An 18,953-nucleotide genomic window follows, 5' to 3' on the forward strand; every position below is an offset into this window, starting at 1 on the left:
GATCTCCACCAGTGCTTTTGTCCTCTTCGGATTAACGTGCATAATTTATTAAAATATATCCTGAATTTCACCAACTATTTTTCAGTACATTACCTATTATGCTGAAAAAGTTGATGAAATGAAAAGATCCAATGAAGATATGATAAAAATGAATAGTGATCCAAAAGAAATATATGATCCCGAAGATTATGAAGAACTTCTGGAAAAGTTGAATAACTATAAAGATTTTCTGCCAACAGATGAAGCAGAAGAATGTGTATCTTGGTTAAAAGAACAAATAGCAAGCTATCAATAAAAAAACAATGAGTGAATTTTCGGGATACGAAAAAATGCCCAACAACTTAAAAAAATTAGGTCTTAGCGAAAGCGATTTTTCCAAGATGGAAAAACTGAAATGGGTGGTTACAGAAAAAGTACACGGCGCCAACTTCAGCTTCGTCTATGAAAACGGCAGTCTGAAATTTGCCAAAAGAAAAGAATACCTCAACTGGAGTGACGATTTTTTTGGTTTTCAGCTCGTGGTCAGTAAGCTGGAAAATAATATTCTCCGTCTTTTTGAAAAACTGAGCAGCGACATTGCCGCCGAAAAATACATCATCTACGGAGAGCTTTTCGGAGGAAAATATCCACATCCGGAAGTTGCCCCTGTAAAAGATATTCATGCCATACAAACAGGAGTATATTATACGCCCGATATCGAATTTTGTGCTTTTGATATTGCCATTGAAACCGATGGTTCAGATTCTAAATATTATCTGGATTATGAAAGTGCTGTTACTTATTTTGATGAATTTAAAATATTTTATGCAAAACCTTTGCTGATAGGAAAGTTTAATGAAGCGATGAATTTCAATATCAGGATCAATTCTGCTGTTCCCAAAGAATTTAATCTTCCGGAACTGAACGATAATTTAATTGAAGGCGTCGTGATAAAGCCTTTTAATCAATTGGATAACAATGATTTTCAAAGACCTATTATCAAATTGAAAAACCCTGAATTCGATGAAGAGGAAAAATTTCATGAAGCAGAAAAATGGTCTTTCATTCCAAATGTTTCTTCCAAAACGGAGGAACTCTCCTTTATTGTAGACGAACTGAGAAACTACGTTACCCAAAACAGACTGAAAAGTGCTGTTTCTAAAATCGGGACTTTAGATTTAAATAATCATTCAAGAGTTTCCGAAATTAAAAAGGAATTTCTGGAAGATGTGATCACCGATTTTAATGAAAACAACGACAACCTTTTAAACGATTTATCTCCCGAAGATAAAACGTGGATTGCGGAGAGAATTAATGCTGAGATTAATAAAATGATTACGGCAATATGATCGACCTGAATTTTGCTCAACAAATCATTGAAAAGGAAATAAGCACCGATTTTAAAATTGCCGAATACTTTGATACGGAAGAAATGATCATATTTTTCTGGACACATAAAATATATGATCCGGATGATGAAAGAGGGCACATTATCGGTTCCGGTCCTTTAGTCTATGATAAAACTACAAAGGAATATCGAGTTATGGGTTCAGGAGAATGGTTCAGCGAGGAAATCTGCAAACTTTTTGAAACGGAGGAAAGAAAAGAAAGAACACATGATCATGATTACATAATGAAGTTATTTGAAAATCTACCGGAAGATACAGCGTACACCAATTCACTGATTAAAAAAATCAAATCAAATATCCTTCGTAGAAATTACGGTAATTCTGATGATGTTGATCTCCTTTCAATTTTAACAGGAGCCAGAAGAATAGACAAAGAATATGATCTTATTTTCAGACGTGAATGGAAACATGAAGAACACATCATAGTAGTTTCAGACGACAGTAAAGCGAAAGAAAAATTAATTGCCATTTGGAAAGAAATTGGGTATGAATACAAAATATTATCGGACAATGAATTATTGCTGTTTCGTTTAACATCTCTCACTCAGTATTAAATTTAAAATAAAGTTTGTGATAACTTCTAATATAAAAAGATGGCTGTCATTACAACAGCCTTTCTCATTACGATTACTTATAATAAACATTTGTGTTACACTATTACAACCTGCAGCGAAATCCATCGGGTTCCGTCACTTATGATTTTCCACTGCGAATTATTTTGCCCCGTTGAAATTTCATAGTTGCTTAAAGCACTTCTGGAGCTAAAACTGTTTGTATCAGTAAGTGCAGAATGCATTGCATAATTGGTATAAACATTTTCAGCCGTTGAAGAACCTACTTTATCACTGTCATTAATAAAATGCAAAACTCTTCCCGGACAGGTTGTAGGATCCGGAAGCTGCAAATTCGCAGCATTGTTAAGATATGGACTTGTAGTACTTACGTTTGCAGAAGCATTTCCTCCGGTAGAAGCGGTGCTGTATCTTAAAATCAAAATATAATCGTCCGGTTGTACTACATAAGGTGTGGTAGGAGAGTAAGTTCCTGTAATAATTTTAAAACCTTCCACCACTCCGGAAGATGAATTTCGGATATTATACCATCTGCTGGTAGGAGCATCATAAAAATACAATCCTACGGAAGTAACGTTAGATACTTTGTTTATTGCAGATCCGTCCAAAGTCGTGACAAAAACAAGAGTTCCATTCTGATTGTTTCCGTAAGATGCATCTTTTGCTGAAAGCTGTGCTCTCGTTAATCTCGGAGGTGTAAATCCGTCGGGAACTGCAGAAGAAGCCGCCTGTCCTTCGATCTGTACTGTAACTTTCGGATCATTTGTGCCTATTCCTACTCTTCCTGCATCAGTTGCAACAAAATCTGTATTACTGCTTCTCGCAGAGCCGTCAGACTTTGTCCCGATTTTTATCATCGTTCCCGCAGAATCATTGGTCCATGCATCATTAGTAGCATCCAGAGCTGTCCAGGCAGTTCCGTTCCAGTAATGAAATCCTTTTAAAAAACCACCGGCATCCGCAATAAGATAAACCAATTGTCCGTTTACCGATCCGTTTACAGAAAGAGCATTAACTCTGGGTACTAATACTCCATCTCCCGATGTTACGGCTCCCGGAGAAGATCCTGAATGGTTTTTTGCACGAATATCAAGGCTTGCATCCGGAGAAGTAGTATTAATACCAACTTGCCCATGTAAAACTGAGGTGAACACATAAGCTGTAAAAAAAGCTGTAAATAATTTTTTCATTTTGTTTATTATTAATTGTTGTTTGTTGAAATTATTTGAGAATAAATCTGTAAGAATACGATCTGAATACTTTTACCCCGAAATTCAGATTTCAGGAAATAATTTCTTCCACTTCGCTATCGAATTTCTGCTTATCTTAAAATGATTTGAAATATCTGTATTGGTCATCTTATTCTTTTTCTGATAGGTCAGAATCTGCAAAATTGATTCATCATCGTATGCCCGAAATTTTCCGTTCTCTTTTTCATCAGGAACACCATTGGTTTCAAAAATTATTTTTTCAAGTTCGAAAATATCCATCACCGAGAGTTTTGCCTTACTAAGCACTGTTTCACATTTTCTTCTTTTATCCAGATATTTCATTTCAATCATATCGGTATAAATTTTCCTGTAATCCGGAGCATTTATTCGGAATTTCGACTGTTGTATTTTTCTATCCATTTGTAAAGTGTTGTCTTAGGAATTTTATATTTTTCTGTGATCTCGGTTTTGGTTTTTAGCCCGCTATTGAGGAGTTCCAGAACAAAATTTATAATTTCTTTGGTATACACATTCTTTCTGTAAGACGGCAGTTTCTGTGTTTCCTGTTCTTCAGTTTTGCTTTTTTCAGAGGGAGAAAAAAGAATAATGTGCTGCACATAAATTCTGAAAAAATCATATTTAAGCAGTTTACTCCATCTTAAGAGAATTTCGGTATCAATGCTTGGTTTTTGGTACATAGAAAAAATTTCTTCTTCACTGCATTTCAAAAACTTCTCTATCCGGTACATATCGATTCCTTTTTCATTTACTTTCTGATGGATAAGTTTTCCAATATGGATTTTTTTTACATTGTAAGACATAACTCATAATTTTTTTATCTTATTTTTTGTGTTATTGATTATTATATTTTTTCCGTAATCCATATTTCATATCCCAACTTGACATCAACATTATCGTATCTACAGACATTTCAAATGCTTTTTGATGATACAAATATAGATTCCCAGGTAAACTGATTGATAAAAATTTTAACGTTTTAAGATCTGGTTTAAATAATCTCAAATATTTAATAATCAATGTATTAAATAAACTATTTTAGAAATTAACTTATTAGAATTATTGTATTCTATTAATTATTATCTTAGTACTGAAATTTTCAAACTTTGTAAAGTAAAAAAGGAACAGTTTCAGACAAACACAATTAACTCATGAAAACTAATTTTTACCAGAATACAAAACCGGACGGAACTCCTGGAGAACATCTGATTAAAATGTTCTTTTTCCATTACAATTTGATGCTGATGGTTATTTTATTTATTCATACCCTCATTTTCTATTTTGAAGGGAATGAAAATATTGTAGTTTTCTTTTTTGCAACGGTTTTGCTTTTAGGATTGGTAACAACCGTTAATTACCGGTTGGAATACCAAATCCTGAAATATTTTCTTGATTATTACCTTGTTGCAAAAATCACATTGCTATTTGTATTACTTTTTATGTTCTGGAAAATCGCTCCCGAAACCATTTTATTTTTTGCCCTTCTTCCTTTAGGACTATACAATCTTTACAGTTTCAGAACCGTGCTATTGGTGACATCTCTTATCACACTGCTTCTTGTTATTATGGTAAATCTTCCATTATCCTACTTTCCCGATATTATCGTCAACAAAAACGCTCATCTAAGCAAAGTAAAAGTTTTATTAACATTTCTGCCAATCTCTTTATTTCTGATATTTTACAACATAAAGATTTTTGAAAAAAAACATCAGTACAAAGATTCAAAAGCTGCCCCCGAAAACGAAGACACTGCATCTGAAAAAAGCACAGCAAAAGAAAGTGATGAAGAAAATCTTCAGATGTATACCGAAATTTATCACCGTATTAAAGAATATCTGGAATCTGAAACTCCATGGAAAAATCCGGAACTTGGCATTCAGGATCTTGCATACGAATTTGGGATCAATACCACCTATCTCTCTAAAGCGATCAGCCAGAATTCTGATACTAATTTTAAAAACCTCATCAATACCTATCGTATTAATTATATTAAGGATGAAATGAAAGTAAATTATCCAAAATATACTTTAATGCATATCTATATTTCTGCAGGCTTTAAGCATCAGTCTACATTTAACAGAGCCTTTAAGCAGATTGAAAATAAAACACCTTCAGAATATATGAGATCAATTGGGATAGATGCATATGCAATTTCTGAGTGATATGATTTTTAAACATCAAAAAATTTTAAAATAAAAAATACATTCTGAACGTAACTTTTTGATTATCTTTAGTAAAAAATCGAAAATGAAAAAAAATTTACTATTGATGTTGTCATTTTATGGAGTGTGCAACGCGCAGACTACCGTTACCAAAACCTTTAATGATCCTGTTTCCGGAGATAATCCCAATTATCTTCTTGCCACCGGAACTCCCAACAATTCTGGGACGGGAGCGAATATCACGTTTAACAATTCTTCATTGGTATTAAGCGGTTCCGCACCCGCAGCCTACTCCACTCCTTCTGCCTCTGAAATTTCAAACTTCCCCGGTTCTACTCTGAAGCTCACCGGAAGTTCAAATACAGTGTATTACAAACAGTCGGCTTCCAAACTCGAAATTACGGGTCTTGTAACCACGGATGCCACGCTTAATTTATCATCCAACAACGGAACATTTATCTCCTATCCCGCTGCTTACGGATACAGCGAGACAGATCAGGCACAGGGAACATTTACATCTACTACTGCAAACGGTCTTTGCAAAGGCACAATTACCCTTACCGCCGATGCGTGGGGAAATCTGCTTTTGGCTTCTTCCACCTTTACAAATGTTTTAAGGGTAAAATCTGTTCAGAATTTCAATCTTTACCTTCCTAACGATACCTCTTTTTTATTTCCCATAGGAACTATCGTAAACACTTCTTATTCCTATTACGGAAGCTTATATAAATTTCCGCTCCTCACTACCAATGAAACCGTGGTAAATATTCCGGTAGCAGGAATTAATAACCAGACAACGAACTCCGCACAGGCCTTAAATACGACAGTATTGGCAGCCGGAGATCGGTCTGCTCAAAAACAGAGATTGGAAATATACCCGAATCCGGCTTACGATTTTATTAATTTTAAAGGAGATACCCAAAATTACACTCAGGCAAAAATTTACAGTCTGGATGGAAAACTAATCAAAACATCAGATTTAAAATCCGGAAAAATACAGGTTTCCGAACTTCCTCCTGCATCTTACTTTATTGAGATTTCAGGAAAAGACAATAAACAGGAAACTGCAAAATTCATTAAGAAATAAAAATTTGAACATAAAAAATAAAATCTGTCCGGAAAATTTTCCGGACAGATTTTTAACGATTAAACACTGAAAATCAAACCATTGCCAAGACTTATCTCTCACTGATCAGCTTTACATCCATTATCATTCAAACAATTATAGAGAAGTCCTCTGCAAAAAAAGGAATTTCATCCCTTATTATTTACCATGCAACTCATATATTTTTTACAGATAAAGGTCTGAAAATATAGTATTATTTATTTTTAATCTGCTACCTTTAGAGTTAGAAATTCATTCTAGCAAATAATTATATTATCACTTTTAAATGAAGTTTTTTATTGAGGAAAAAAATTCGTAAAAAACAGGCATCTGTCAGAACAGCAAAATTGAATATTTCATTATTTAAGTTTACAGAAAAGATAAAAAAAGTATTAAATATTTTGTTTATAGATTACAAATAAAATTTTTCAGATGACAGGTAAAATCATTGGAATCGGTAACTGTATACCTTCCGAAACAGTTGATAATTTATTTTTTAACAATCATATCTTTTTAGATGATAAAGGAGTTGTCTTAAAAGATGACAATTTCTCACTTACCGAAAAATTAAAAAAAATTACCGGTATCGAGGAGAGAAGATATGCATCCAGAGATCAGGTTACCTCTGATCTTGGGTTAATTGCTGCGCAGGCTGCGATAGAAGATTCCGGTATAGATCCTGAAACGTTAGACTATATTATTTTTGCCCATAATTTTGGCGACGTCCGCTACGGAACAGTGCAGTCGGATATGGTTCCGAGTCTTGCAGCACGAGTAAAGCATCTTCTGAAAATTGAAAATAATTTCTGTGTGGCTTATGATATCCTGTTTGGATGTCCGGGATGGATAGAAGGTGTCATTCAGGCAAATGCCTTCATCAGATCCGGAATAGCAAAAAGATGTCTGATCATCGGAGCAGAAACACTGTCCAGAGTAGTTGATATCCACGACAGAGACAGCATGATCTATGCAGACGGAGCAGGAGCCGTTGTGCTGGAATATAATGATCAGGACAATTCCGGTATACAGTCTCACCTTTCAGCTTCATATACCCTGAAAGAAAAAGATTATCTATTCTTTGGTAAATCCTACAACAACGAAGCCTGTCAGGACACAAAATATATAAAAATGGAGGGCAGAAAAATCTATGAATTTGCTCTCGTACACGTTCCTGACGCCATGAAAAAGTGCCTTGACAACAGTGAATACACCATTGATCAGGTAAATAAGATCATTATTCATCAGGCGAATGAAAAAATGGACGAAGCCATTGTAGAAAGATTTTACAAATTATACGGACTAAAAATGCCCACAGACATCATGCCTATGGTAATCCAGAAACTCGGAAACAGCAGCGTTGCGACCATCCCTTCTTTGCTTACCATGATTTTAAAAGGAGAACTGGAAAATCATAATATCCGGAAAGGTGATGTTGTTCTGTTTGCCTCAGTAGGCGCAGGAATGAATGTTAATGCAATTGTTTATAAGTTTTAAAAGAAACCTCGTTAATTATTCTGGCGGTCGTGCTTTTTCAGCTCCCTTTCAATTTCATTAACTTCTGTAAGAGGAAGCTGATACGTGTTCTCGATATAGCTGATAAGATTTTGATGGGGTTGAGAGCCCATTTTTCTGATGAAAAGATGATTTCCCGCTTTAAGAGATTCAATAAACTGATCAGTATAAACATCTCTGCTGAAGAATGTTTTCTCAAGAACTGCCCTTTTATCGTCATTTACAATAATATCAGAAAAATCAGTGTTCATTAATACGGTCTGAAAGAAAGATTCTGCCGGAAGAAGGGTATGAAGATAATAATCTTCAAAATCCATCACACTCTTGTTATTTGTTAAAAATACACAGGTTTCTCTGGTAAACATAAACCATTTTCCACCGATGTAAGGCACCACTCCTTTCATAAATTCTCTTCTGTAAACATAGGATGAAATTTTGTGGGTAAGCTCTGTAAAATGATTTTGTATCCGCTGAAGCGTATCTGGTCTGTAAAATTTCTGGTCGTAGTAAAAAATATAATTCCTTCCTTTATTCACGGTAAGAAACTGCCGGATAATCTGCTGCGATTTCAAAGGAGAATCTTCACCGCTTAAATTGATGAAATAATCCCACTCAACACTTGCATTCAGAAGATATTCCATCGCATTCAGTTCCGTCTGGATCATACTGAATCCTCCGGAAACGATATTTACACTTTCTAAAATATACACATTGGGAAACCGTACAAGATAATTCTGTATTTCCTCTGTTAGCTCCGCCTTCGCTTTACGGTCTATATGAATAAGATAAAACTGATCTCTGGTATAAATTTTTTCAAACAGCTCTTTAAATACAGTCGGTTTGTGATGAATCATAATGAAATAAGCGATCCTCACCTGTCTTAAAGACCCGGAAACAGATTCCTTGGGTTGCGCGAGAATGGCGCCTGAGTGCTCTTGCATACGTATTGGATTAAAATTATCCGCATGATGCAAACAATTCTGTTGTGTGCGGAAGGTAAGAATAAAATTTTGATAATCAACTAATTAAATCAAAAAATATTCATTTATTTTATTGTATATTTGCCAAAGCATTAATAAAACAGGTTTCTGCCTTCGCTATTCTGTATTAGTTTAAGATCACAATTTTTCTTTCAGTTTGCCTTTTCAGCCACCCGATTATCAGAGCGATTTCAAGTAGAATTCAGACATTTTTTTTTATTTGAAAGATGATATGTCATTGTGTGCTGTTCACATTATTTCACGAAAATAATATCAACGCAATACAATAGAATGTTGAGATAACAGAAGTACAAACTGTTGTTTCTCAGCCATAACCTATTCAAATTCTTAAAATGAATTTGCTTACCATAACGGGAAACCGAAATTATTATGATCAGTTTTAAAAATTTAAATTTAATTAATCCTATTGTAAGAGCTGTTACAGAGGCGGGATATTCTAAACCAACCGAAATACAGGCTTCTGCAATCCCTCATATTTTAGCCGGAAATGATATTTTAGGCTGCGCACAGACGGGAACAGGAAAAACAGCCGCATTTGCGATGCCTATCCTTCAGCTATTAAAAAAATATACTCCGGAACATAACTCAATCAGAGCATTAATCCTTACTCCAACAAGAGAACTTGCGATACAGATAGAAGAAAACTTCAAAATATACAGTAAATATTTACCCCTTTCGCAACTCTCCATTTACGGAGGAGTATCTGCCGGAGCACAGCTTTCAGCCCTCAGAAAAAGAGTAGACATTCTGGTTGCAACTCCCGGAAGATTGCTGGATCTTGTGAACCAACGGTATATTGATCTTTCCAAAATTGAAATATTCGTTTTAGATGAAGCAGACCGTATGCTTGATATGGGATTTGTAAATGATGTGAAAAAAGTTATTCAGATGCTTCCTAAAAAAAGACAGACTTTATTCTTTTCTGCAACCATGCCGGAAAGCATCAAAAATCTTTCGGAAACGATACTGAATAATCCTGAAAAAATAACAGTAAATCCGGTATCTTCTACAGCAAAAAGCGTTCAGCAGTCTGTATATTTCGTAGAGAAAAAAGATAAAACAGGGTTACTCATCAATATTCTGCAAGACAAAGGAAAAGAGCGGTCACTGGTTTTTACAAGAACCAAACACATCGCCAACAGACTTGTGGAGCAGCTGGAAAGTGCAGGAATTTTTGCGATGGCAATCCACGGAAACAAATCTCAGACTGCAAGACAAACGGCACTCAACGATTTTAAGAACAGCAAGATAAATGTTCTGATTGCTACCGATATTGCAGCAAGAGGAATAGATATTGATGAACTTCCTAACGTGATTAACTATGAACTTCCCAATGTCCCTGAAACCTATGTACACCGGATCGGAAGAACCGGAAGAGCGGGAGCTGAAGGAACAGCGGTTTCATTTTGTGACGATCAGGAACGTACCGATTTAAAAAACATTCAGAAACTGATAGGATTTACAATGCCTGTCGTTTCGTTTCAAAAATAAAATCTGTGAAGTCGACAGATTTATAATACCATAATTTTAATACCAATTACCATGCAACAAGGCACAGTAAAATTTTTTAACGAAGCAAAAGGCTTCGGATTTATTTCTCCTGCAGACGGGAGCAAAGACATTTTTGTACATTCTTCAGGACTAAGCACAAGAGAAATCCGTGAAAACGATAAAGTGAGTTTTGAAGTACAAAAAAGCGAGAAAGGATTAAACGCAGTTAACGTTAAGTTAGTTTAATTCAGATTACCTGATGAAAAAAATTTTCTAACATAATTTTACAAGATAATCTGTAAATTCATATAATGTTTGACCATATTAAGATTTACTTTTTATTTTTTTTATGTTCATCGACCTCTTGCGAAAACAAGAGGTTTTATTTGTGATATACTTTTGCGTGGAGATTCAGAATTGAAATCACACATATTCAATATATGATTACCATAAATCTTTTCAAATCTGAAATTATCATCAAAAAGACTTAAACCATCAATAAATCTTTAATTTTTCACACGAAAGTGTATTTTTTCATTTTTTTGCCCGTTTTTTGCTCTCTGAAAATTGTCACCTACTAAATATAAGATCATGAAAAAATACTTCTTCCTTCTTTCCTCTTTTATCTTTTCAGGATTTTCTGCACAGGAAACTACTGCTCCTGAAACTCCGGCTAAAAAGGATATCATTAAAATAACAGCATCTGAAAACCCGGATAAAATGAACATTATCAAGACAAATGTTACGGCTTATGTTTTCAGAAACATCAATCTCTCTTATGAAAGAGCTTTTAACCAGTGGTTTTCTTTAAATATGGGATTCGGAACCATGCCTGAAGGGAAAGTTCCTTTCATCAATTCATTTCTGAGCGATGAAGACGAAAAAAGATTTCAGAATCTCGAAGTAAAATCGTTCAACTTTACCATCGAACCGCGATTTTATCTCGGAGCCGGTTACGGAAAAGGATTTTACGTAGCCCCTTATTACAGATATTCCAAAATTACTTCCAACACATTCGATTTTTATTATGATTACACGTTCAGCGGAACGACCTATCAGATTCCTTTGAAAGGAAACGGAAGCGCACACGGAAACAGCGGCGGCGTAATGGTGGGCGTTCAGTTTTTCCTTACGCCAAGCAAAAATTTAGTTCTGGATTTCTGGATTGCAGGAGCGCATTACGGAAAAGGACAGGGCGATTTTACCATGACGAGTGATGTGATCCTGACTCCCGATATGCAGACTCAGCTAAAAAAAGAAATTGAAGATCTGGATATTCCTTATGTGAATTACACCGTAGAAACCAATGCAAACGGAGCCAGAGTAAATGTAGACGGACCATGGCTTGGCTTCAGAAGCGGATTGTCTCTGGGATATCGATTTTAAAAATTTTTACTGCCTACTTAAAACCGTTCTTTCTGGAGAACGGTTTTATTTTTATATTAGTCTGAAATAAACACGTATGTATTCATCTCACGTTTCTGTTCACTATGCTATTCAGTTTGTTTTAGGATACAGGTATTTCATTAAATATGATAAATTATCTCAAAGTTCTTTAAACTGTAGTGAAACGGAAGATTTTTACAGACAGTTCAAACAAAAAGGGGCATTAAACTTAGCATTGATTCCAGAAAATAAAATAGCCGAGAACTTTATTGTCCGAAAATTTTCCGGCTTCAATCATAAACCATTAGTTGAGGTCATCTATTCCGGATATTCGGAATACTTTCATATTTCACCCGAAAGAATTGTTCCGATAAAAAATTACAGAAAACAATTTATCCTGAAAACAGAAGATCATCTGTACGAAAAAATTTACAATATCATTAAATATTATTATGAGAGTTCTTTAATAGAAGCTAATGATCCCATGTATCAGCATTTTTATGCAAGTGTATTCTCTCATCTTACCGGTAAAACTGAGGATGATATACCTGAAATTTATCGACTGATGGATGAAAAAAACTATCATCTGATGATGGCAATGTTTAGCATCAAAGGTGTTGGGAATATGGAAATGCATAATGGATTGCAGGGAATGGAGTTTTTACCCAAAGACGAAAATTTAAGGACATATATGCTTCCTGAATTGGGAAGCCAATTCCTTTATACGATTTTCAGATAAATTAAATCTAAAATACTTTTCACAATTAAAGAAAAGAAATATCTTTCCTGCATGAATTCATCACAAATCACCACCACCCAAAGAATCAAAGCAATTGTAGGCGGATCGATCGGAAATCTGGTAGAATGGTACGACTGGTATGCTTACGCTGCCTTTGCCATTTATTTTTCAAATTCTTTTTTTCCGGATTCGGATATGACGGCACAGCTTTTAAACACAGCCGGAATTTTTGCAGTCGGTTTTCTGATGCGTCCCGTCGGAGGATGGCTTTTCGGAAGTATTGCCGACAGAGTCGGAAGAAAAAAAGCAATGACGCTTTCCGTTTTGCTGATGTCTTTCGGATCTTTACTCATTGCTTTAACGCCCACTTATAAAACCATTGGTGTCTTGGCTCCTCTTCTGTTATTAATCGCAAGATTATTGCAGGGACTGAGTGTTGGCGGAGAATATGGCGTTTCGGCAACCTACCTCAGCGAAATGGCAACTTCAGACCGGAGAGGATTTTATTCCAGCTTTCAGTATGTGACTTTAATTGGCGGACAGTTAATTGCACTGGGAATTCAGCTCATTTTACAGAAATTGCTTTTAACGGAAGTCCAACTCGAAGATTGGGGATGGAGAATTCCTTTTGTGATCGGAGCCTTACTTTCTGTCATCGCTTTATATTTAAGGGCCAATCTTCATGAAACTGAAGCTTTTGAAAACAAAAAAAGACCTCGGTGAAAAGAAAAAAGGGACTTTAAAAGAACTGCTTAAACATCCGAAAGCATTAATTACCGTTGTCGGATTAACTTTGGGAGGAACATTAGCGTTCTACACCTACACAACCTATATGCAGAAATTTCTGGTGAATACCGTTCATCTTACCAAAGAAGAGTCTACGCTTATTTCTTTTATTTCTTTGTTTATTTTCGCTTGCTTACAGCCTGTTTTCGGATCGCTGTCGGATAAGATCGGAAGAAGACCTTTATTATTGGCATTCGGAATTCTGGGAACCCTCTTCACCTATCCCCTGCTAAATGCTTTAAGCCACACTACATCCATGTGGGGTGCGTTTTTCCTGATTATGTCGGCTTTAATTATCGTGAGCGGCTACACCTCTATCAATGCCGTAGTAAAAGCCGAACTTTTCCCGTCCGAAGTAAGAGCTTTGGGAGTCGGACTACCTTATGCTTTAACGGTTGCCGTTTTCGGAGGAACGGCAGAGTATATTGCACTTTGGTTTAAACAGGCAAATGTGGAACATTATTTCTACTGGTACATTACAGCCTGTATTTTCTTTTCCTTCGTGGTATATATCAGAATGAAGGACACCAGAAAAACCTCTACACTGGATAAGGATTAATCGATGATAAAAAATTCGCGGCTCAGGTTCCCTGAGCCGCGATTTCTATTTAATGATAAGCCTGCTTAAATTTCTCTAAAATATTGTCCAGATTATGCCTCTGAACATAAACGCTCTTCACATCTTCATACCTTGGCGATTTATAAAAAACTTCGTGGAAATCCATACTGCCGTTCCCTACTTTCACCACTTTCTGTACTTCGATATTCAACTTTCTTAATTCGTCTTTAAAAACCTGAAATTCATCTTGTATATTCTTCATCTATATTTTTGGATTTAATTAAAATTACCTCTTTACATCAAACACCCTACCAAAATAAAGGGGTCGTGTTTAAATTCTGAATAAAGTTAATAAAATATTCCTTATAAACATAAGATTCAGGCAATATTTTACTAAAATATTTACGACTATCGAATTTATTTTACAAAATGTATACATTTTTAACAGATTTAACGTTTAAATAAATAATTCAAAAACTTTATACCCACGACGCTCAAAACAGCTTTTACAGCATTCCTTTTATCACTGTTTAATTTTTTTCAGGCACAGAAATCTGAATTTAAAACTCCCGATTGTGCTTCCATTCAGAAGAACATAGAAGATAAAAAGTCGGAGTTTTACTATCCCGATCTCCTGAAAAAACTAAAGCAGAACGATACATTCATTACACAGGAACAGTACCGTCATCTCTATTACGGATATACCTTTCAGCCAGATTATGAACCGTATAAAATCGACGATAATCTTGAAGAAATGACGAAATTCTACCGTGGAGAAATATCTGATAAAGATCTGCCAAAAGGAATTAAACTGTTCAGACAAACTCTGGAAAAAAATCCTCTGGATTTAAGGGCAATGAACTATCTCGCTTATATGTACCATCTCACCAAAGACGAGGTGACAGCAAAAAAGATTTCACGTAATTTTCACGGATTACTGGAAGCATTTCTTTCCAGCGGAGACGGAATGACGTGTGGAACAGGCTTTCATGTAATTTCCATATCTCATGAATATGTACTCATGAATATGTTTGAAATGGAAGCCCAATCGCAGAGCTATGACGGAATGTGCGATTATCAGGAGTTTGAAAAAGGCAAATATAAAATTGCCGGATTATACTTTAATGTGAGTAAACTTTACGGGAAAATGTCCTTCAAAAGATAGATTTTTTTACGTCTTATGCAACTGTAAAAGGTACAAATGATGAGAAGTTTTATTTCTTTGAGAAATTCAATATACTATCCTATTATTTATCAGCAGGTTTAGCGACATTTGCAGTGAGAGTCTAAGTTTGATTAAACAAGTTTGATGAAGATGTTTAAAGTAAAAGAGTTCGCTCCTTTAGGAGCAGAATCTGTGTAGAAATAAGAATAAATCCGTCAATCAATCCATAGGATTGATATCTTAAATACGATAAATTTTATAAAGATAGCGTTCCTACGGAACGCAGAACGCCTTGCGAATATGGTGTCTACACAGATAAAACTCTATAGAGTTTTCTACCATTTTACTTTAAACAACTTTGGTGTTAAAATTTTAATTTAGCATTTCTAAAAGTATTTCGAAATGACCAATAAAAGCCACTGGGAAAATGTCTATGAAACAAAAACTCCTGAAGAAGTAAGCTGGACGCAGCAAAAACCGCAGACCTCACTGGAACTCATCAGATCTTTAGGATCGGATAAAAGTGTAAAAATTATCGATATTGGCAGCGGAGACAGCAATCTGGCAGATTTTCTTCTGGAAGAGGGCTACGAAAACATAACCGTTCTTGATATTTCTGAAAAAGCCTTGGAAAGAGCAAAACGAAGGTTAGGGAAAGACGCAGAAAAAATACAGTGGATTGTTGCAGACATCACCGACTTTACTCCTGAAGAAACGTATGATATTTGGCACGACAGAGCAGCTTTTCATTTCCTTACCCATTCGGAAGATATTTCAAAATATGTAAGAATTGCAGAAAAAGCGGTTTCGAAAAACCTTATTGTAGGAACTTTTTCTAAAAACGGTCCGAAAAAATGCAGCGGACTTGAAATCTCGCAATATGATGAAGAGTCGATGAATTCCATTTTTGAAAACAGCTTTGAAAAAACAGATTGTATCACAGAAGATCACATTACTCCTTTCAGCACTAACCAAAACTTTATTTTCTGTACCTTTAAAAAGAAATAAAAACCGTAACCAATTTATAGTTCTTAAAACTTATTCCTAAAAACAATCCGTGAATTACTTTCTGAGATTTAAACATGATATCTCCGCTCTTTTACAGTTTATAAAAAAGCCAGATGACGTTCAGATTGAATTTTCTTCAAAAAGAAAATTTCACTTCATTTCCAATCTGCTGATTATTGAGATTATTTTCTTTTTGGTTTTAGTGCTTCCTCTAAACTATCTCGCGGAAAAGTTTATCACTTTAAAACCGTCCGATGCTTTTGAAAATCTAACATGGTTTCAGGCGGTCTTTTTAATGGTAATTTTTGCTCCGCTTTCTGAAGAATTTATTTTCAGATACGCTCTTCGTTACAAAAAGCTTTTTTCACACCTTATCAACAGGGAAAAATGGAACAGAATTTTTCCGTTTCTGGTTTATATTTCTTCAATCATTTTCGGATTTGTACATCTGGACAATTATGTGAATGATTCGTGGACTTTTTATGCATTGTCTCCCTTCATTGTGGCTTCTCAGTTATCGGGAGGGCTTATTTTAAGCTACATTCGTGTAAGGCTGAATATTTTTTACAGTATGCTTTATCATGCGTTATGGAATCTTCTGTTCGGAATTTCTATTCCTTGCATCATGTTGCTTTTTACGTCTCCTTTTGCTGAAAAAACACAGGATTACGATATAAGAATTGAGCAGAAAGCTTTTATAAATGACAACGAACCTGTATTATCTGAAACGAAAATAGTTGATGACAGAATATACAGCATTGAAACCAGACAATATTCACTTCAGAGTTTATTGGATCATCTTTACGGAAAAGATCAGTTTACTACAGACGAAGGCTTGATGAATATTCATTTCAAATCCGAAAAAGGAATTTCCAAAGCTGAATTTTTGAAAATTTTACAGAAAGAATACGAAATCAAATAAAAAAAGGTTAAAACCAATCGATTTTAACCTTCTTATATCTACAACAAATTACTTCTTAGTTTCTTCTTCCAGTTCCACTTCAGGTCTCAACTGAGCTTTGTAAAGTGTGGAGTAATATCCGTTTTTGTCCAGAAGTTCGAGATGTTTGCCTTCTTCAACAATTTTTCCATGCTCCATCACGATAATTTTATCGGCTTTTTCAATGGTTGAAAGTCGGTGTGCAATAATGATCGATGTTCTGTTTTTTGTAATTTTTTCCGTGGCTCTCTGAATTAATTTTTCACTTTCGTGATCGATGGAAGACGTGGCTTCATCTAAAATCAGAATCTTAGGATCAGACAGATAGGCTCTTAAGAACGACAGCAATTGTCTCTGCCCGAGAGAAATGGACGAACCTCTTTCACTTACCACATAATCATATCCTCCCGGAAGCTGTTCGATAAATTCATCAACCTCAATTTCTTTTGCTCCTGCTTTTATTTTATCCAGCGTAATGCTTTCATCCCCGAAAGAAAGATTCTCAAAAATACTTCCGTGGAACAGAAAAACATCCTGCAGAACGACTCCGATATGACTTCTTAAATTATACAGTTCGTAATCTTTCAGATCAACATCATCAATTAAAATATTTCCGGAATTAATATCATACAATCTTGTAATTAAACTGATGATCGTAGACTTTCCGGCTCCGGTAGCTCCTACAATGGCAACAGTTTCACCCGGATTTACTTTAAAATCAATCCCCTTTAATACTTCCTGCTTTTCATCGTACGCAAAATGTACATTTTTAAACTCTATTTTTCCGTCAAAATGATCTTTCCTTACTTTTCCGTTGTTCGGCATCGCATTGTCTTCATCCATTAATCCTAAAACTCTTTCTGCACCTACAATTCCTCGCTGAATATTGTTGAAACGGTCGGCAATCTGTCTCAAAGGACGGATCAGCATCGAAATATACTGGATAAACGCAATCACAACTCCCGCACTGATCGTAATATATCCTCCGTAAAAAAGGATAAACCCGATAAAAAGAGACGAAATTAATTCCACCACAGGAAAAAACAGCGAGAAGATAAAAACCGTTCTCAGCAAAGCACTTTTTAAAGTAATATTAATATCATCAAACTTCTTAAATTCAGCTTCCTGCCTGTTAAAAACCTGAATGATCGGCATTCCCGCCAGTCTTTCCTGAACGAAAGAATTTTGGTTGGAAGTCCAGTTTCTTTCATCTCCGAATGCTTTTTTCAGCCTTTTCTGGAAAAATCTTGTAATCACGACCATTAAAGGTAAAATCGCCAATGTAATATAACTGAGATGAACATTGGTACTGAACATCATAATCAATACGAAAATAATTCTCAGCACATCCCCGAAAACCATTAAAAAACCATCCGTATACACCGTTGCAATGGTTTCCACATCACCAACCGCTCTCGTCACCAACTGCCCGATCGGAGTTTTATCGAAGAAAGACGTTTTAAAATAAATCAGCTTATTATACAGCCTCTCTCTGATATCTCGGATTACATTCTGCGAAATGAAATTGGAGAAATAAACCAGAAAAAAGTTTAAAATGGTCTCTGTAAAAACCAGACCGATCAAAAGATAAATATGCTTTAGCATCAGCGCTTTATCTTTCAGTTTGGTAATATCATTATCCACCACTTCCATGGTAAGATAAGGACGGTAAGTAGAAACTATTGCCAGAAAAATGGAAATCACTAAAGTAAGGATGAACCAAGAACGGAACTTCATTCCGATAAAGAACAGCCTCTTTACAATTCCCCAGGTATCTTGTTTTTTCATTGTACGAATTGAAGAAAAGAATTATATAAAATTCTATGCAAAAATAAGACTTTCAAATTTGTCAGCCTTTACAACTTCATTAATTCCTGATGAAAAATTCAGATTGATGTTATTTATGGTAT

At 35.2% G+C, this 18,953-nt stretch carries 21 protein-coding genes; 15 read left to right on the forward strand and 6 right to left on the reverse strand.

Annotated elements, in window-relative coordinates; all coding sequences use genetic code 11:
- Nucleotides 1-118 precede the first annotated feature (118 nt).
- Genes DD829_RS23585 through DD829_RS11545 form a run of 3 tightly spaced genes read left to right on the forward strand, consistent with a single transcriptional unit; the run spans nucleotide 119 to nucleotide 1,942 of the window.
- Complete coding sequence (locus tag DD829_RS23585; protein ID WP_165796725.1) at nucleotides 119-295, forward strand: hypothetical protein; 177 nt, start codon at nucleotides 119-121, stop codon at nucleotides 293-295.
- A 7-nt stretch (nucleotides 296-302) separates the two neighbouring features.
- Entirely contained in the window at nucleotides 303-1,328 is a 1,026-nt protein-coding gene (locus tag DD829_RS11540; protein ID WP_228408175.1) for an RNA ligase family protein, read from the forward strand.
- Nucleotides 1,325-1,942: a hypothetical protein gene (locus DD829_RS11545; RefSeq protein WP_108411247.1), complete on the forward strand. Its 618-nt coding sequence runs from the start codon at nucleotides 1,325-1,327 to the stop codon at nucleotides 1,940-1,942. Before DD829_RS11540 ends, DD829_RS11545 begins: the two co-directional genes overlap by 4 nt.
- 95 nt (nucleotides 1,943-2,037) lie before the next feature.
- On the opposite strand, the gene DD829_RS11550 is transcribed toward DD829_RS11545, so the two are convergent.
- From DD829_RS11550 to DD829_RS11560, 3 genes are all read right to left on the reverse strand, one after another.
- Nucleotides 2,038-3,150: a hypothetical protein gene (locus tag DD829_RS11550; protein WP_108411248.1), complete on the reverse strand. Its 1,113-nt coding sequence runs from the start codon at nucleotides 3,148-3,150 to the stop codon at nucleotides 2,038-2,040.
- Between the two features lie 84 nt (nucleotides 3,151-3,234).
- Complete coding sequence (locus DD829_RS11555; protein ID WP_108411249.1) at nucleotides 3,235-3,591, reverse strand: transposase; 357 nt, start codon at nucleotides 3,589-3,591, stop codon at nucleotides 3,235-3,237.
- Nucleotides 3,555-3,992 carry a recombinase family protein gene (locus DD829_RS11560; RefSeq protein ID WP_108411250.1) on the reverse strand — a complete coding sequence of 146 codons (438 nt, stop codon included), beginning with the start codon at nucleotides 3,990-3,992 and terminating at the stop codon, nucleotides 3,555-3,557. The genes DD829_RS11555 and DD829_RS11560 overlap by 37 nt, the downstream gene beginning before the upstream one ends.
- A gap of 348 nt (nucleotides 3,993-4,340) precedes the next feature.
- Here DD829_RS11560 and DD829_RS11565 point away from each other — a divergent pair, with 348 nt between their 5' ends.
- The 3 genes from DD829_RS11565 (at nucleotide 4,341) to DD829_RS11575 (ending at nucleotide 7,950) form a co-directional block, all read left to right on the forward strand.
- Entirely contained in the window at nucleotides 4,341-5,351 is a 1,011-nt protein-coding gene (locus DD829_RS11565; protein ID WP_108411251.1) for a helix-turn-helix domain-containing protein, read from the forward strand.
- Between the two features lie 85 nt (nucleotides 5,352-5,436).
- A complete protein-coding gene (locus tag DD829_RS11570) occupies nucleotides 5,437-6,438 on the forward strand; it encodes a T9SS type A sorting domain-containing protein (protein ID WP_108411252.1) in 1,002 nt (333 codons plus the stop codon).
- Nucleotides 6,439-6,888: 450 nt separating this feature from the next.
- Nucleotides 6,889-7,950: a 3-oxoacyl-ACP synthase III family protein gene (locus DD829_RS11575; protein WP_108410871.1), complete on the forward strand. Its 1,062-nt coding sequence runs from the start codon at nucleotides 6,889-6,891 to the stop codon at nucleotides 7,948-7,950.
- 11 nt (nucleotides 7,951-7,961) lie between these two features.
- On the opposite strand, the gene DD829_RS11580 is transcribed toward DD829_RS11575, so the two are convergent.
- Nucleotides 7,962-8,909: a beta-1,6-N-acetylglucosaminyltransferase gene (locus tag DD829_RS11580; protein ID WP_108410870.1), complete on the reverse strand. Its 948-nt coding sequence runs from the start codon at nucleotides 8,907-8,909 to the stop codon at nucleotides 7,962-7,964.
- A 432-nt stretch (nucleotides 8,910-9,341) separates the two neighbouring features.
- Here DD829_RS11580 and DD829_RS11585 point away from each other — a divergent pair, with 432 nt between their 5' ends.
- The 6 genes from DD829_RS11585 to DD829_RS24330 all read left to right on the forward strand — a co-directional run bounded on the left by DD829_RS11585 (nucleotide 9,342) and on the right by DD829_RS24330 (nucleotide 13,930).
- A complete protein-coding gene (locus DD829_RS11585) occupies nucleotides 9,342-10,460 on the forward strand; it encodes a DEAD/DEAH box helicase (RefSeq protein ID WP_108410872.1) in 1,119 nt (372 codons plus the stop codon).
- A gap of 51 nt (nucleotides 10,461-10,511) precedes the next feature.
- On the forward strand, nucleotides 10,512-10,706 hold the full coding sequence (locus DD829_RS11590; RefSeq protein WP_076390738.1) for a cold-shock protein: 195 nt from the start codon (nucleotides 10,512-10,514) through the stop codon (nucleotides 10,704-10,706).
- Between the two features lie 345 nt (nucleotides 10,707-11,051).
- Nucleotides 11,052-11,846 (forward strand): DUF3575 domain-containing protein, encoded by a 795-nt coding sequence (locus DD829_RS11595; RefSeq protein WP_108410869.1) that lies wholly within the window; start codon nucleotides 11,052-11,054, stop codon nucleotides 11,844-11,846.
- Nucleotides 11,847-11,922: 76 nt separating this feature from the next.
- Nucleotides 11,923-12,585, forward strand: a complete 663-nt coding sequence (locus DD829_RS11600) for a hypothetical protein (protein WP_108410868.1) — start codon at nucleotides 11,923-11,925, stop codon at nucleotides 12,583-12,585.
- A 51-nt stretch (nucleotides 12,586-12,636) separates the two neighbouring features.
- On the forward strand, nucleotides 12,637-13,308 hold the full coding sequence (locus DD829_RS24325) for an MFS transporter (protein ID WP_262497956.1): 672 nt from the start codon (nucleotides 12,637-12,639) through the stop codon (nucleotides 13,306-13,308).
- Entirely contained in the window at nucleotides 13,283-13,930 is a 648-nt protein-coding gene (locus DD829_RS24330) for an MFS transporter (RefSeq protein ID WP_262497957.1), read from the forward strand. Before DD829_RS24325 ends, DD829_RS24330 begins: the two co-directional genes overlap by 26 nt.
- A gap of 49 nt (nucleotides 13,931-13,979) precedes the next feature.
- Here DD829_RS24330 and DD829_RS11610 read toward each other — a convergent pair whose 3' ends face one another.
- Nucleotides 13,980-14,192 (reverse strand): hypothetical protein, encoded by a 213-nt coding sequence (locus DD829_RS11610; RefSeq protein ID WP_029295611.1) that lies wholly within the window; start codon nucleotides 14,190-14,192, stop codon nucleotides 13,980-13,982.
- A 333-nt stretch (nucleotides 14,193-14,525) separates the two neighbouring features.
- Between DD829_RS11610 and DD829_RS11615 the strand changes: the two genes are divergently transcribed.
- From DD829_RS11615 to DD829_RS11625, 3 genes are all read left to right on the forward strand, one after another.
- Nucleotides 14,526-15,095, forward strand: coding sequence for a DUF4919 domain-containing protein (locus tag DD829_RS11615; protein WP_228408177.1), 570 nt, complete (start codon nucleotides 14,526-14,528; stop codon nucleotides 15,093-15,095).
- Nucleotides 15,096-15,497: 402 nt separating this feature from the next.
- A complete protein-coding gene (locus tag DD829_RS11620) occupies nucleotides 15,498-16,103 on the forward strand; it encodes a class I SAM-dependent methyltransferase (protein WP_108410866.1) in 606 nt (201 codons plus the stop codon).
- Nucleotides 16,104-16,152: 49 nt separating this feature from the next.
- Entirely contained in the window at nucleotides 16,153-17,025 is an 873-nt protein-coding gene (locus DD829_RS11625) for a CPBP family intramembrane glutamic endopeptidase (protein ID WP_108410865.1), read from the forward strand.
- Between the two features lie 48 nt (nucleotides 17,026-17,073).
- Here DD829_RS11625 and DD829_RS11630 read toward each other — a convergent pair whose 3' ends face one another.
- Nucleotides 17,074-18,831, reverse strand: a complete 1,758-nt coding sequence (locus tag DD829_RS11630) for an ABC transporter ATP-binding protein (protein WP_108410864.1) — start codon at nucleotides 18,829-18,831, stop codon at nucleotides 17,074-17,076.
- Nucleotides 18,832-18,953: the final 122 nt, after the last annotated feature.

The sequence above is a fragment of the Chryseobacterium sp. HMWF035 genome (assembly GCF_003094695.1).
Lineage (GTDB): Bacteria > Bacteroidota > Bacteroidia > Flavobacteriales > Weeksellaceae > Chryseobacterium > Chryseobacterium gambrini.